This window comes from Ruegeria sp. CDSB114 (assembly GCF_059611025.1).
Map to the genome: position 1 here is coordinate 55,535 of NZ_JBXWOT010000010.1, position 16,006 is coordinate 71,540.

Annotated in this window: 11 protein-coding genes; all 11 read right to left on the reverse strand. The window is 56.7% G+C overall.

What is annotated here, in order from left to right:
* Nucleotides 1-17: 17 nt before the first annotated feature.
* The 11 genes from fdhF to dctP all read right to left on the reverse strand — a co-directional run bounded on the left by fdhF (nt 18) and on the right by dctP (nt 15,938).
* Nucleotides 18-2,801 (reverse strand): formate dehydrogenase subunit alpha, encoded by a 2,784-nt coding sequence (gene fdhF / locus AC2FIP_RS17495; RefSeq protein WP_496701090.1) that lies wholly within the window; start codon nt 2,799-2,801, stop codon nt 18-20.
* Nucleotides 2,802-2,814: 13 nt separating this feature from the next.
* Nucleotides 2,815-4,518, reverse strand: coding sequence for an NAD(P)H-dependent oxidoreductase subunit E (locus AC2FIP_RS17500; RefSeq protein WP_496787471.1), 1,704 nt, complete (start codon nt 4,516-4,518; stop codon nt 2,815-2,817).
* Between the two features lie 85 nt (nt 4,519-4,603).
* Complete coding sequence (locus AC2FIP_RS17505; RefSeq protein ID WP_142640095.1) at nt 4,604-5,485, reverse strand: LysR family transcriptional regulator; 882 nt, start codon at nt 5,483-5,485, stop codon at nt 4,604-4,606.
* 282 nt (nt 5,486-5,767) lie between these two features.
* Nucleotides 5,768-7,549 (reverse strand): thiamine pyrophosphate-binding protein, encoded by a 1,782-nt coding sequence (locus AC2FIP_RS17510; protein WP_496787472.1) that lies wholly within the window; start codon nt 7,547-7,549, stop codon nt 5,768-5,770.
* Nucleotides 7,549-8,958 (reverse strand): aldehyde dehydrogenase family protein, encoded by a 1,410-nt coding sequence (locus tag AC2FIP_RS17515; RefSeq protein WP_496787474.1) that lies wholly within the window; start codon nt 8,956-8,958, stop codon nt 7,549-7,551. The genes AC2FIP_RS17510 and AC2FIP_RS17515 overlap by 1 nt, the downstream gene beginning before the upstream one ends.
* Nucleotides 8,939-9,853, reverse strand: a complete 915-nt coding sequence (locus AC2FIP_RS17520; protein WP_496787475.1) for a sugar phosphate isomerase/epimerase family protein — start codon at nt 9,851-9,853, stop codon at nt 8,939-8,941. The genes AC2FIP_RS17515 and AC2FIP_RS17520 overlap by 20 nt, the downstream gene beginning before the upstream one ends.
* 451 nt (nt 9,854-10,304) lie before the next feature.
* Nucleotides 10,305-11,141 (reverse strand): citryl-CoA lyase, encoded by an 837-nt coding sequence (locus AC2FIP_RS17525; protein ID WP_496787476.1) that lies wholly within the window; start codon nt 11,139-11,141, stop codon nt 10,305-10,307.
* Nucleotides 11,138-13,030, reverse strand: coding sequence for a bifunctional sugar phosphate isomerase/epimerase/4-hydroxyphenylpyruvate dioxygenase family protein (locus AC2FIP_RS17530; protein ID WP_496787477.1), 1,893 nt, complete (start codon nt 13,028-13,030; stop codon nt 11,138-11,140). Before AC2FIP_RS17530 ends, AC2FIP_RS17525 begins: the two co-directional genes overlap by 4 nt.
* Nucleotides 13,030-14,325, reverse strand: a complete 1,296-nt coding sequence (locus AC2FIP_RS17535; protein ID WP_496692303.1) for a TRAP transporter large permease — start codon at nt 14,323-14,325, stop codon at nt 13,030-13,032. The genes AC2FIP_RS17530 and AC2FIP_RS17535 overlap by 1 nt, the downstream gene beginning before the upstream one ends.
* Nucleotides 14,322-14,897: a TRAP transporter small permease gene (locus tag AC2FIP_RS17540; protein ID WP_496696870.1), complete on the reverse strand. Its 576-nt coding sequence runs from the start codon at nt 14,895-14,897 to the stop codon at nt 14,322-14,324. The genes AC2FIP_RS17535 and AC2FIP_RS17540 overlap by 4 nt, the downstream gene beginning before the upstream one ends.
* 30 nt (nt 14,898-14,927) lie before the next feature.
* Nucleotides 14,928-15,938 (reverse strand): TRAP transporter substrate-binding protein DctP, encoded by a 1,011-nt coding sequence (dctP, locus tag AC2FIP_RS17545; protein ID WP_496787479.1) that lies wholly within the window; start codon nt 15,936-15,938, stop codon nt 14,928-14,930.
* Nucleotides 15,939-16,006 lie beyond the last annotated feature (68 nt).

The window sequence follows — 16,006 nt, forward strand, 5'->3', positions numbered from 1 at the left end:
ATTCTACTCCGACACTCTTACTCAGCCGCGATTGCGTCTTCGATCTTTTCTACGCGAATGGCCGAGAATTTGAACTCAGGGATTTTACCATAAGGGTCGATGGCCGAGTTGGTCAGGATATTCGCCGCCGCCTCAACATAGGCAAAGGGGATGAACACCATGTCCTCTGCAATCGCCCGGTCGGCACGCACCATGATCTCGATCGAGCCGCGACGGGTGGTCAGGCGAATGGTCTCGCCCGGTTCGATTCCCATCAGCTTTAGCTGACGTGGGTTCATCGAACAGTTGGCCTCTGGTTCAACCGCATCCAGCACCGTGGCCCGGCGGGTCATTGACCCTGTGTGCCAATGTTCAAGCTGACGACCCGTGGTGGCTATCATCGGATACTCCTCATCCGGCGCTTCATCCGGCTGGATCACACTGGCAGGAGTGAACTTGGCCCGCCCATCGGCACGAGGGAAGCCATCACCAAACACAATCGCTTGGCCCGGATCGGTCTCAGACAGCGACGGGTAGGTGATTGTTTCGGTCTCCAGCCGCTCCCAGGTGATGTTGTCGAGAGACTCCATCGTCAGCTTCATCTCGGCAAACACTTCGGACACATCCGAATAAGACCAGTTCAGACCAATGCGCTGCGCAAGTTCGACGGTGATTTTCCAATCCTCGCGCGCCTCGCCCGGAGGCGCCACAGCCGGACGCACTCGTTGTACCTGACGGTTGGTGTTCGACACGGTGCCGTTCTTTTCATACAGCGCCGAGGCAGGCAGGATGATGTCGGCGTAGTTCGCCGTTTCGGTCAGGAAGATGTCCTGCACAATCATCAACTCCAGCTTGGCCAGCGCGTCCCGCGCATGGCCTACATCGGGGTCGGACATGGCTGGGTTTTCACCCTGAATATACATGCCCTTGATATTGCCCGCATATGCTTGATCGATGATTTCAGTGACGGTCAGGCCTTTTTCGTTCGAGAAATCCTCAGATCCCCAGACCGAGGTGAACCTTGCCCGGATGTTGTCATCGGTCACCGTTTTGTAATCGGGCAGGAACATCGGGATCAGGCCCGCGTCCGACGCGCCCTGCACATTGTTCTGACCGCGCAGCGGGTGCAGGCCCGCGCCTGGTTTACCAACGTTGCCGGTCATCAACGCCAGCGAGATCAGGCAGCGCGAATTGTCGGTGCCGTGGATATGCTGACTGACACCCATACCCCAGAAAATAAGCCCGGCCTTGGCCTGTGCAAAGATGCGCGCCACGCGGCGCAGCTGATCAGGTTCGATACCGCAGATCGGCGCCATCGCTTCGGGGGTGAAGGCGCGCAGGTGCTCTTTTTCGGCTTCCCAGTTTTCGGTCCAGCGGTGGATGTACTGGCTGTCATAAAGCTCTTCTTCGACGATCACATTCATGATCGCATTCAGCATCGAGACATCAGCACCCGGACGGAATTGCAGCATTTCGTCCGCGAATTTGCGCATGCCGACGCCGCGCGGGTCCATCACGATCAGCTTGCCACCACGTTTGGTGAACTGCTTGAAATAGGTCGCCGCAACGGGATGGTTTTCGATCGGGTTAGCCCCGATGATGATCGCCACATCCGCGTTTTCGATCTCGTTAAACGTCGCGGTCACCGCGCCCGAGCCGACATTCTCGATCAGCGCCGCCACGGACGATGCATGGCACAGCCTTGTGCAGTGATCGACATTGTTGTGCTTGAAACCCTGACGGATGAATTTCTGGAACAGATAGGCCTCTTCGTTGGTGCATTTGGCCGAACCAAAGCCCGCAACATTGCGCGGGTCTTCGTCGCGCAGGGCTTTCAGCCTGGCGGCGGCCAGATCCATCGCCTCTTCCCAGCTCGCTTCGCGGAAATGGGTCGACAGATTCGACGGATCGACATTCAGCCCCTTCGCAGGCGCATCCTCTCGCCGGATCAGCGGTTTGGTCAGGCGGTGTGGGTGGTGGATGTAGTCAAAGCCAAAGCGGCCTTTCACGCACAAGCGGCCTTCGTTGGCCGGGCCGTTGATGCCTTCGACATACTTGACCTTGCCGTCCTTGACCTTCAGCGAGACCTTGCAGCCGACGCCGCAGAACGGGCAGACGCTTTCGGTCTCGGAATCATAATCCTTGCTGTCGCCCTGCTGCTTTTCGTCCAAAACAGTGGCTGGCATCAATGCACCGGTCGGACAGGCCTGAACGCATTCACCACAGGCCACACAAGTAGAATCGCCCATCGGGTCGTTCTGATCGAACACCACCTGCGCGGTGTGACCACGCCCGGCCATCCCGATCACATCATTTACCTGCACATCCCGGCAGGCGCGGACACAGAGGTTGCAGTTGATGCAAGCATCCAGATTAACCCGCATCGCGATATGGCTGTCATCCAGCAACGGGATTTTCCCAGGCTCTTTGGCCGGGAACCGGCTGTCGCTGACATCGTTCAGTTCGGCCATGTCCCAGAAATGGCTGGATTTGTCGTGGGCCACCTCGGGCTGATCGGCGACCAGCAATTCCATGACCATTGCGCGCGATTTCTCGGCACGGTCGCTGTCGGTTTTCACCACCATGCCGTCCGCCGCAGGGCGAATGCACGAAGCGACCAGCGTGCGCTCGCCCTCGACCTCGACCATGCAGGCGCGGCAGTTGCCGTCGGGTTTGTAACCCGGCTGGGGCTTGTGGCAGAGGTGCGGGATCGTGAACCCTTGCCCCTTGGCGGCTTCCCAGATGGTCCAGCCTTCGGGCACGGTGACGTCATTTCCGTTCAGGTTGAAGGTGACGGTCTTGGTTGGGCTTGCATCAAGCATGGCTCTGTCTCCCTCAGATTTCGTCAGCGAAATGTTTCATGACCAGGCGGATCGGGTTCGGGGCCGCCTGCCCCAGACCGCAGATCGAGGCATCGCCCATGACCTGACACAGGTCTTCCAGTAAATCCTGGTCCCACGTGTCAGCCTGCATCAGCTTAACCGCCTTTTCGCAGCCCGCCCGGCAGGGCGTGCATTGGCCACAGCTTTCATCCTCGAAAAACCGCAGCATATTCAGCGCCGCGTCGCGGGCAGTGTCCTGATCGGACAGCACCACCACGGCGGCGGATCCGATAAAGGTGCCATGTGGCTGCAGCGTGTCAAAATCCAATGGGATATCGTCCATCGACGCAGGCAGCAGACCCGAGGATGGACCGCCGGGCTGATACGCCTTGAAAGTCTGCCCTTCGACCATGCCACCAGCGGCCTCAATCACGTCCAAAATGGTCGAACCCGCCGGCAGCAGGTAAACACCCGGCTTGGCCACCCGCCCCGAGATTGAATAGCTGCGCAGGCCCTTGCGACCATTTTTTTCGACAGAGTTCAGAATCTGCGGCCCTTCGCGGCAGATTTTCGACACCCAATAGAGCGTCTCGACATTGTGCACCAAGGTCGGACGGTTAAAGACCCCAACCTGCGCCACAAACGGAGGCCGGTGACGCGGCAAGCCTTTCTTGCCTTCGATCGACTCGATCATAGCGGATTCTTCGCCGCATATATAGGCACCGGCGCCCCGGCGCAGATCGATATATCCTTTTTCAACCACGCCAGCCTGTTCCAGCGCGGCAATCTCGCGGCGTAGAATTTCCAGCACCGCCGGATATTCATCGCGCATGTAGATAAAGCAGGTTTCGGCCTCTACCGCCCAGGCAGCTATCAGCATGCCTTCAAGGAAGACATGCGGCGTGCGTTCAAGGTAATAGCGATCTTTGAACGTGCCAGGCTCGCCTTCATCGCCATTCACGGCCAGATAGCGGGTGCCTTCGTTCATGCGAACGAAGCCCCATTTCTTGCCGGACGGGAAGCCAGCACCACCCAGACCGCGCAAGCCCGAGGACAGGATGTCTTCCTGTACTTTCTCCCAATCACCGCTCTCGCGCAGCTCTTTCAGCTTGGCATAGCCGCCGTTTGCTTCATATGCCGCAAAGGTTTCATAGGCGGGCAAATGGGCGTGGGTATCATCCGCAGCAATCGCCGCCTGCACCTTTTCAGGGGTGGCATGGTCGATATGGTTATGCCCGATCTCCAGCACAGGCGCGGTATCGCAACGGCCCATGCAAGGCGCGCGCAGCACCCGGACTTCGGACGGATCAAGCCCGTCTTCCAGCGCCTTTTGCAACTGCTGGGCACCGGCCATTTCGCAAGACAGGGAATCGCAGACCCGGATGGTCAGCGCGGGCGGCGGGGTTTCATCCTCTTTCACCACATCGAAATGGGCGTAGAAGGTGGCGGTCTCATAGATCTCGGCCTGACCAATGCGCATCTCGACGGCCAGCGCGGCAATGTGGTCGGCGCTGATATGGCCATGCGCGTCCTGAATCAGATGCAGAAATTCGATCAACAGATCGCGGCGGCGGGGACGATCGCCCAGCAGGCGTGTAATCTCGGCCTGCGCCTCATCCGTGAACTGACGGCCTTTGGGCGTATGCCGCCCCTTGCCTTTACCTGACTTCCAGACGCCCTTGGGTGCGCCTGATGGCTTGGTATCTAATGGTGCCATGTTGCCCTCCGATTCAGGCTCCGTGTCTCATCAGACTAGCATATCGTCAAATCGCATATTTCAATCGCACGATAACGACACCTTATCACCGCAAAGACGTCACCACCGCGCGCAACGCTCCAACCGTTGGCAGTTCCGGATCGCGTGTCAGGGTCGCCAGACAGATAGGTTTGCTGACCACCGGATCGACCAAAGGCAGAACCTTTGTTCCCTTCAGATCCCCCAACGCCCGCACCAACACGCGTGGCACCACGGTGGCCGCCAATCCCTCACGCGCCATGACCATTGAGGCAGTGAACCCGCTGGTTTCCGCGACCACATGAGGATGCAGGCCCTGTTCGGCGAAAATCCGGTCTAATATACGGCGGTTCTGCATCTGCGGTTCAAGCAGGCTGACCGGAAATTCGGCGACCCGCGCCCAGGGAATTGGCCCCGTTTCGTCTGTCATATGAGACGGGATCAACAGGACATAGGTTTCTTCATACAGCGACTGTACCTGCCGCAAATCGGTGCCGATACTGTCGCCATATGTGATGCCCGCATCCAGACTGCCTTCGTCCAGCCGATGTTGAATGGCCGTAGCCGACATCGTTTCGATCCGAGTGATGATGCGCGGATGCGCCTGCTGCAGACGCTTGATCAACCGGCCCGTAAAGGCGATTGCAGTCGGGATCACGCCCAGTATCAGAGTCCCCGTGATTTCCCCCTTTGCCGCCTGCACCTGCTGTTCCAAGGCCTTGGTGTCGTCCAGAATGCGCCGCGCCCGCTGGACGATCATCTCGCCCTCTTCGGTCAGGCCCTGAAACCGGTTGGCGCGGCGGACGATGGACACGCCCAACCGATCCTCTAGGTTGCGAATACGCATTGAAAACGCAGGCTGGGAAATCCCGCATTCCTCGGCTGCCTTTGCAAAATGCCGGTGCCGCGCCAAAGCGCTGAGCAGTTGCAGGTCGCGGATTTCGATCATGTGGCGGCATCACTCATATCAGGTCGGTGCCGACACTAGCGGAATTCCTTGGGATGAGGAAAGCAGGAGTTAAACCCGGCCCCTCAACTCCGTATTCAACATCATGCGCCAAACGTTGCCACGCAATGTCTGAAGGACCCCGGCGCTTTGGAGTTGTTCCTCTTTTTGTAGCCCGCTACTGGTGATGCTGTTTGATGTTTCTTCGCTCACCACTGCGAGAATGAAACCACTGCAGGCCTGTTCGAGGCACACCCCCGGTGAGGCATTCCTCGAACAGGCTTTTCACGTCGCAACGTGGGATACATCTTTGTCTGGTGAGTATATGTCCAAGATGTTCCAATGTCCGGTCGTTGGTGTCGGATTATTGATCATTGGGACATCAAGAACAGTGGGTTTGCCGCTGGCTATTGCCGCTTCCAATGCGGGCAACAGCTCGTCAGCAGCGCCCAGCCTGTGTCCCTCTGCGCCGTAGGCCCGTGCAATTTCTGCATAACCCGGTCCGTTGGCCGGCGCTTCGGCCGACCCTGGGAAGGTTGTACCATAGGTCAAACCGTAATGCGCCTTCTGAAGACCTGCGATCGTGCCGAAGGCGTTGTTGTTCATAACCAGCCAGATGATACCCAGATCAAGCTCGACCGCAGTCGCAAGCATCGACGGGTTTTGGCCGAAACCACCATCACCAACCAGGCTGATCACCACACGATCAGGTGCTGCCAGCTTTGCGCCGATCGCGCCCGGAGGGCCAAAACCCATTGTAGCAAAACCACCTGGGGTCAGGATCGAACCGGGTGTCAGGATATCGAATTGTTGTCCGACGCCGTTCTTGTTCCATCCGACATCCGTTGTGATGATGGCATCCTCGGGCAGTGCCTTGCGGGTATCTGCCAGAATACGCTCGGGCATCATCGGAAACGCTGATGAGGTGGCCATTTCCACATTGCGTGCTTTGAAGCCCATCCGGAAATCAGCAATCTTTTGTTCAACGGCGGGGCGCTTGAAACCGCCCGGATACATTTTGCGGGCAACCCGGGTGAGGACGCGCAACGCAGCCTTGGCATCCGCAACAACACCGATCTCGGTGGGATAGTTCCGACCGATCTCTTGCGGCTCGATGTCGATATGGATGACCTTTGAGCCGGGAATGTTGAACGTGTATCCGGGATACCAACTGGAGCAATCGGCCTCTTTGAACCGTGTTCCCACGGCAAAGATGTAGTCCGCGTTCAGGCAAGACTGATTAACCAACTCGGTGCCCCAAAACCCGGTCATTCCCAAAACAAGCGGATGGTCGTCCCGCAGGGCGCCTTTACCCATCAAGGAATGCGCGACGGGCAGTCCCATGTGTTCAACGAACTCGCGCAGTTCCTCGCTGGCCTGTGCCAGTAGGATACCACCTCCTACATATGCGACTGGGTTTTCAGCTTTAGCCAACGCTTCGACAATCTCTCGCGCTGTCTCGTCGTCAATCGACGGTTTCTTGAGCGCGCGCGTGTTGTCGCGGATACGGTCGAAACTGTCCGCGGGGATCACCTCTGAAAAGATGTCCATGGGGACATTGACCAGTACCGGCCCGGGCTGACCACTTTCGGCGAGATGGAACGCCTTCTCCAAAATTTCGGCCATCAAGTCCGCGCGGTCTACCCGCCAGGCGCGTTTGACGAAGGGTCGATAGATTTCCCATTGGGCAGCGTCCGCGTGCAGGTTAACCTCCTGATGCGGATGCTTGCCATAGTAATGCGTAGGAATGTCACCCGCGATCACGACCATGGGGATACAATCCAAGGCCGCATTGGCGACCCCGGTGGCGCAATTAGTTAGTCCCGGGGAGAGATGGGACAGCACCACCGAGGCCTTGCCTGTAACCCGCGCATAAGCGTCCGCCGCGTGGCTTGCGATCTGTTCGTGCCGCACAGTTACGAAATCAATGGGGCTTTCCGCCAGCGCGGCCAGAACAGCGATGTTCGTGTGGCCGCACAGGCCGAATACGTGCTTGACCTCACGGCGCTCGAGAAAGTCAACGATATGTTCGGCAACGGTTTTGCCTTCCAGTTTCGCTCCGTCCATCACGCGATCTCCTGTCCGTAGAACTCACCAAACAGGTCCGGCGCCGAGGGGCGATCCTCAGGCGTAGGACGACTGACCCAAGTGTAGTTCATCATATGTTTCATGGTGACGTTCTCATTGGTGATGTTGCCGCCCCAGATGCCGCAACCCAGGCTGCTGGTCATAGGCATGCCATTGGTCCAGGCACCCGCATTGGCCTTGGACTGAGGCTGTCGAACCATCATGCGGCTGACCGGAGCCAGGCGCGCCAACCGGTCAATGTGATCGTCATTGTGGCTGTAGATGCCGCAGGAATGGCCCTTGCCCCCGGTGTTGTAAATCTGGCTGACCGTTTCCAGCGCGTCATCGAATGTGTCGAAGTGATATAGCGCCATCAGCGTGGTCAGTTTTTCCTTGGAGAACTTGTGCTGCGGCCCGATTTGCCCCTGATTTTCAACCATCAGGAATTTGCGATCTTCAGGGATCGAGAAACCGGCGACTTTGGCCGTTTGCTGAGGCGGACAGGCGATGGTCGGGAACGTACGGTTTCCTTTCTCATCCCACATGGCTGCTTCGAGCATGGCCTTCTCTACGTCAGAACAAAGATAACCACCTTCGGCTTCAAGCGCCTTAACCATATCATCGTAAACCGAGCGCTGGATGATAATGTTGCCATCTGCCGAACAACCAGACCCAAAGTCAGACGTCTTTGAAATCCGTGTATTCTGGGCAGCGATATCCAGATCCGCAGTTTCATCAATGACGATAGACGAATTGCCTGCGCCGACACCGTAGGCCGGACGCCCTGAACTATAGGCCGCTTTGACCATCGGCTTCCCACCTGTTGCCAGCGTCAGATCACAAATCTCCATCAGGTGCTGGGTAAGAGGGATCGAAGGTTTGCGGATCGATTGGAACAAGTCTTCCGGGGCTCCTGCTGCTCGACAGGCTGCGCGCATAACCTCGACCATTTCATAGGTCGTGACTGCTGTGCGTGGATGCGGGCTGAAGATGACCGCATTACGGGCGTTAGCGGCGGAAACACCGGTCACCGGTGGTGTCATCGCCGGGTTTGTCATTGGGATCAGGGATGCGATCACACCCGCAGGCTTGGCGTATTTCACCAGGCCTTTTTCCTCATCAACCTCGACGATCCCAGTCGACGGGGTGCGCAGGACATCGCGCAGTACCATGTGTATTTTGAACCGCTTTGCAGGGCGTCCTTCGCGGTCACCAATGCCGCTTTCGTCCACCCCCTGCTGAGCCAATCGCGTAAAGGTTTTTTCGTTCCCCGCGTACCACGCTATGGCCTGAGACAGACGGTCCAGCCTGTCCTGTTCCCAATCCTCGATTTTGGCCATGGCCGCGCGGGCACGTTCCAACATATCAGCCGCCAGTCGGCGGTCGTCTTCAGTGAGCTCTTTGCCCATGATGATCCTCTTGGTGTTTTAGAATTGCTGCATTGGGCATGCGGCGCTGAGATCGCGCCTCACCGAATGTTCGCTTGGCGTGGCTCAGACAGCGACGCGCGTGCTCTTCATATCCCAACTCGGCAACGCGGCTTTGGTTGGGCAGTTCAATGGAATAGTCGACAGGGGGCATCCGCTCGATGATGCCGGTGAAATCAATCCAACCTTCACCGGGATAAAGCCGCGCATCGCGGGCCAGTTGGATCATGCCCTCACGCGTATCCGCGATGCCTGGTAGACAGTCAGAGATATGCAGAAAGTGAAACAGGTCCGAAGGGACGTGCAGCAGTTCTCCTAGATCCACCCGGCTTAGGTGCAGATAAAGCGTATCGACCAGAATACCGCCATTCGGCTGATCGGAGGCGCGGACAATATCCAGCGCCTCGTCCAGTGTACGCAGGCGTGAAAAGCTGGGGAACTCCAGATCGACCGTCAGCCCGTAGAGCGCGGCCAGTTCGCAGGTCTCGGAATAGACGTCGATCAAGAAGTCGCGATCATCGCGGGTGTTGGTCCACGCGCTCATGATCATGCGCTTTGCACCAAGCTCTCCGCCTATTTCCAAAGAGGGTTCAAAACTGCGCGGGTCGACATCTTCGGTGATGCGCGCAAGCTCGACATCAAGAACTTTCAAACCCGTAGTAGAAAGAGCGGTTTTGGTGGCCTGCACCTGTGCCTTGTCGATCGGGGATTGAGTAAACTCACCGGGCACATGCATCGGAATGAATCGCGGGCTGACGGCATCGTAACCGGACCGGGCAGCAATGTAGACTAGCTCGGGCGGCGTGCAGCCGATCAGCGTCAGATGCGCCAAGGAATAGAGAGAGGGGCATGAGCCGGCCTCTTCGGGTTTCACCATGAACGACAGCTCCATACGTCTGCGAATCTAATTTTCATCATACTTAGTAAAAAATATCTGATATTTCTTAAAATATCAACTCTTAGCGACGCGGCTTAAACTGAAACCACCGGACGGGCTCCCGAGCAGGTTTAATTATTTTTTTACAGCGACTTACATGGCAATCCAATCGCTCTAAACTGGTGAGGCCCCACAGAGGCATCGTTAAATCGGACGCGTCTGCGCCGTGATCATCACCGGGATAGGCAAGCCAATCAGCCGGAACCCTGGCGCCATCAAGGCGCGCAGGCTCTGGCGATGCCGTATTGATCGGCCTTGGTGCGGCTTTCTGAAGAATCGAGGTTGCCGCAGATCATGACTTTGGCATTGGGAATTTTTTGAATGTGGTTTTAGATCGACACCGATTATACGACCAACGCCAACAGAGCCGGACCGGAAAGATTTCGATGTCTCACATCTCATCATTCCTGTCTTCGTAGAGGGGTAAGTAATTCGGGGGCATAGGGCCTTTGTTCCGACCGCCCTGGTTCATCTGTTCCCAGGCGTGGGCAAGTATTCCAACCGAACGGGACAAGCAAAACAGCCCCCGCGACAGGGGCGCGGGAAAGCCAAGTTCGCAAAAGATCACGGCTGTCGCGCCATCGATGTTCATCGCAATCGGCCGACCGCCCCGTTGACTACCAAGTTCGGCCTGAACCCCTTCTCCGATGTCTGCGAAGCGACCTGAAACGGTGCCTTCATTTGCCGCATTGCGAACGAGCTGCATCAGCCGGGGTGCACGCGGATCGACGGGCTTGTGAAACCGGTGTCCGAAACCTGAAACGATCTTGCCGTAAGTCTCGCGCCAACTGTCCAGACCATTCCGAACAGCATCATTCAGCGATGCCCCGGCATCTATGCGATCGGCGATATCATAATAAAGCTCGGCGCACTGCTCGCCTGCTCCGCCATGTACATCGCCCAGCATATTCACTGCAGTCGCCATCGCATTATTGAGACCTACTCCACAAGTAGCAGCCATGCGCGCAGCCGCAATCGAGGGAGCCTGCGGGCCGTGATCCACACCTGCGACCAGAGCGGCCTCAAACAGGCGCGCCTGAGCATCGCCCGGCAGATCGCCTCGCACCATCATCCAGATCATCTGCGGAAAGGATACATTCCCGATCAGGTCCTCTATGGCGTTGCCACGAAATGCGATGTACCCGGGCTTCATATCGATGATGGAGGTGCGCCACCATTGGCGAACGGCGCGCTCATCGCTTGTCGTGTTTTCATCCAGTGCGCTCATGGCGTTTGCACCTCTTTCGCCGCCTGAGTTTTCCTTTGCGCGGCGAGGCGAATAGGGGCGTTGCGCGCGCCAAAACCTGCATAACCAGCGCGGCGTTCAACGATTTCAAAGAAAAAACCGTTGAAAACGGGACGGCTATAGATCTGAAAATACTCTGTTCCCCCCGCGCGATCATAGAGGATATTGCCCCCATGCAGTTGGGTGATCAGTTCGTCACTCACCCCAAAAGTCGCCTGCAGATCAGCATAATAGTTTTCTGGAATAGTCAGGCTGGGGAAACCAGACTTAAGCAGTTGAGCAGAGGTTTCAAAAATATCGTCGGACTGGAAGGCGATATGTTGAACACCTGCCCCAAAGCCTTCTTCAAGGAACGATGCCGCCAGCGTTCGGCGACCGACGGCCCCGTTCAAGTTCAGACGCACTTCGCCTTCGGGGCTTTCGATGGCCTGGCTTTGCACGACGCCCGACGGGTCAGCCACGTTCACGATTGGCGACTTTGCCATGTCGAAGGTCGAGATGTAATACAGCAGCCAGCTTTGCATTTCATCGTGGCGCATTGTCTGTGCCAGATGGTCGATACGGCGCAATCCGGCGGGTTGCATGGCTTTGGTTTTGGCAACCGGCTCGAATTCGATATCCCAAACCCGATGCAGATCGGATTTCTCATCGATGAAATGAACGACGTTGCCACCAACACCACGGATTGCAGGGATATCCAGCTCTCCTGTTCCCACCGGTTGTAAGAAATTCGGGGCGCCCAGCGCGGTTGCACGTTGAACCGTCTGATCCGCATCTTTGACACGCAATCCCATGTCACAGACCGATGGGCCATGGCCCAGAAACGCCGAATGGGCAAAGCCTTCTTTTTCGGTATTCACAACGATGTTGATCGCGCCTTGCCGCCACAATTCGACAGACTTGGTGACGTGCTTTCGCTCCATTCGAAAACACATTGCTGACAGCAAGTCTGCCAGTTGTGCCCCGCTTGTTTCATCGGCTGCAAACTCTACGAATTCGAAGCCGGACGCATAAACGCGTTCTGGCAGGTTTGGGGTTTCAAAGTCTGCTTTCGGCTCGGTCCGTGATACCTCGTCCAAAAGGTTGACCAGGGACCTATAGCTGTCCCGGGCCAGTGTTCGGGCACCGGGCTGTGCCGCCGCTTCGTTCACACGGGCGATAGACCAGGGTCCTATGTATCCTGCTCTGGCCAGCACGCGCACAAAGCCTGCTAGGTTAAGTGATCCAAGCCCAGGTAGAAGCCCGAAGTGCCTTTTGAGTCTGCGAATATCCATCTCAAGCCGGGGCGCATCGGACAGTTGCACATGGAACAATCGCTCTCCGGGAATGTCCCTAAGGCGGGCGGGTTTGGAACCGTCAGCGAGCGAGAAGAAAGAGTTTAAAGCCAGTCCAAAGTAAGGGCTGTCAATCGCCTCGACGACGCGCAACGCCTGTTCGTCCGAGTGAATGAGATCGGACCACGGCAAACCCATATAAGCCAAGCGAAGCCCCATCCCTTTTGCAATCTCGGTCGCTTCGCTGAGGTCTGAGATCACCTGATCCTCGGTGGCAGCAGGGTCCACTTCGAATGCAGAGCCAATTAGCAGCAGATCCGTTCCCAACTCGCTCATCAGATCGAGTTTGCGCTTCAGCCGATCAAAAGCACGTTCCCGCTCGCTGTCGGCCTGGCCTTCAAGGTTATGGAAGGGTTGCAGCAGACAAATCTTTAGTCCGAGATCTGATGCAATGTCCCGAATTCGCGATGGTGGCCCGTCAAAAGCGGTCAAATCCGGTTCATGCAACTCGACACCGCTAAAGCCCGCATCAGCGATTGCACTTAGTTTTTCGGCCAGATCACCGGGGATCGACGTTGTCGAAACCGAGAGACACATTACCCCTGATACCCAAACATACGCGGCAACCACAGAACCAGATCGGGCATCAGCATCATGATCACCAAGGCGAAAATCAACACCGCCAAGAAGGCCCAAATCTCGGAAATGATTTCACGCAGTGGAATATCCGAAACAGCATTAATTACGAACAGCAGAATCCCGTAGGGCGGCGTGATCAGACCGATCATCGAATTCACGACGACCAGCACACCGAAATGCACCAGATCAATACCAAGCGCTTCGCAAGTGGGGATGAACAAGGGCACAATCACCAGAATGATCGTTGTCGCGTCCAAAACGCACCCCAGGGCAAGGATCAGCAAGTTGACGAGGATCAAGAAGACGATCGGACTGACATCCGAACCTTCCAGCAGCGCCGAGATAGACTGTGGGATTTGCTCCTGAATCACGATGAAGTTCAAAATGAACGCGCCACCAATGACAACTCCAACCGCTGCAGAAGAACGGGCGCTGTCAACGAAGACCTGATAAAGGCCACGGAACGACAAGGCGCGATAGAAGAACCCTGCCAGCAGCAGGGCATAGAGTGCGGCCACGGCCGCGGCCTCGGTCGGTGTCGTGACACCCCCGTAGATGCCATAGAGCAGGATGGCGGGCATTAGCAGCGCAGGAAACGCATTGGCGGTTTTGGCGGGCAATTCGCGCAACGGAACAGGTTCTTCCAAGGCAAAGTTCCGCTTTCCGGCCAGATAATAGTTCATCGCCATGAGGACGACGCCCATTATCAGTCCCGGCAGAATACCGGCCAGAAATAACGAACCGATAGAGGCCTTGGAAACAAGCGCGTACAATACCATCGGGATTGAGGGCGGGATGATAGGGCCGATTGTTGCCGAGGCCGCCGTGATTGCGGCTGCATAGCCTCGGCTATAGCGGCCATCTTTGGTCATCATCTCAATGATGATTTTACCAATTCCCGCCGCATCCGCGACAGCAGAGCCGGACATGCCGGAAAAGATCAGAGATGCCACTACGTTTACGTGTCCGAGGCCACCCTTGAAACGCCCGACCGCCGCAACGCAGAAGTTCAGCAGGCGGTCAGTGATCGACCCCGCATTCATGATATTGGCGGCGACAATAAACAAAGGCACGGCAAGCAGGATCGTGCTTTTGTAGAAGCCTTGTAGGATCTTCTCGCCCGCTAGGGCGACATCCAGTCCGGCCGTGCCTAAATACACCAATGAGGCTAAGAGGATGGAATACCCAATAGGTGTCCCAATGCCCGCCAGAAGAAAAAGAGCGAGCAGGCAGGAAATAAGTTCGATACTCATTTATTTGCTTCCTCGTCGTCTACGACGTCGACACGGGGATGATCGTCAACCACGTTGTACCCAACGACCAGTTCCAACTCTGTTTTTGGAGGGCCATTGCGCAAAACGTCGAAGAATAACCACGCGTATCGCGCTGTTACGACCAGCATGAATACCGCATATATCGAAAACACAGTGCGCAACGGTATCTTCTCGCCCGAGAACGGATTGCGGACAGTCGCTGTCTTGCGGATTTTCATCCAGTCGATGTAGTCCCAGGTCGGCAGGAAGCTATAGAGCATCCCGATCACGATCGCTGCGGCCGCCAGCATTGCAAAGACCTGGCGTACGCGCGTCGGCACCGAAAGATAGATGATGTCGAACTTCACATGATCCCGTTCGCGCACGATAAAGGCGCAGCTGAAGAAGATCACCCAGACCCAAAGAATGCCGATCAATTCTAGCGTCCAACCGGCGGGTGTAAAAAAATACCGCAAGAGAATTTGCAGAAGGAAGATCAGGAAGATTGCCGCCAGCATCCCGCCGGCAATCGCTTCGGTCAGTCGGGAGAACCCCTTGATAAAGGCCTTCATTGCGGTTCTCCCTCTCTTGTCTTGCTGGACTTAGTTGCCCAGAGCGTTAATCCGATCCAGAACCCCCTCGGGCCAAGAGCCAGCGAATTCGCTGCCCAGATACATGGACTGTACCTGATTGCGGAACGCAGCGAGATCAGGTTCGTAGATCTCCATCCCTTGCTCTTTCAGGAAGCTGACAAGGTCCTCTTCTTTCTGAAGCTGCTTTTGGCGACCAGATTCCGCGGCTGCGTCTGCGGCTTCCTGAACTTTAGCCTGCTGTTCCGGTGTCAGCCCGTCCCAGACACCCTTGCCAATGGCGATATAGTTAAGGTCCACCAGATGCGACGTTAGAACGATCTGATTGGTCACTTCATAGAACTTGGCGTCCACCACGGTCGGCAGTGGGTTGTCCTGACCGTCAACCGCACCTGTCGATAGAGCGGTGTAAACCTCTGAGAAGGCCATTGGCGTCGGGGCTGCACCCAGAGCCTTGCCTAGAAATTGCCATGCGTCTGTGCCCGGCATCCGAAGATTCACGCCGTCCAAGTCCGCTGGTGTCGTCACAGTCAGTTCATCTTTGGGCTGGCGCAGGTTCACCTGACGTCGGCCCAGATACATAACCGACAGGAGTTTAACACCCAGCTCTTCCTCAGCCTTTTGCTTGAACGCATCCATCAAGGGATCGGTAAAGACAGCCACCTGATGCGCGGCGTCCTGGTGGACATAGCCAGCAGTAAAGATCGAAAACTCGGGGAAGAACTGCGCGAGTTCCTGCGCCGAGGTAATCGACATTTCCAGGTTGCCCCGGCTGATGGCGTCAAGTTCGGTGCCCTGTGCAAAGATTGTGCCGTTATAGCTGGGCTCATAATTTGCGAATTCGGCAACCATTGGCGCGAAGATATCTGCCATGGCGACCGAGCGCTGGTCGGTCTCCGATCCTGATGTTGCGAGGCGAAGTTGCACTTTGTCTTCCGCCAGCGCACCACTTGTTGCGCTAAACAGAACACCGGTTGCGACCAGGGCTGATACTGCAGCCCTACGGGTAAGTTTGGTAATCACTTTGCTCCTCCCTGAGACATCATGAAGCTTCTTTTTTGCGATTCAGAGTTTTGACCTATTTTGGACAT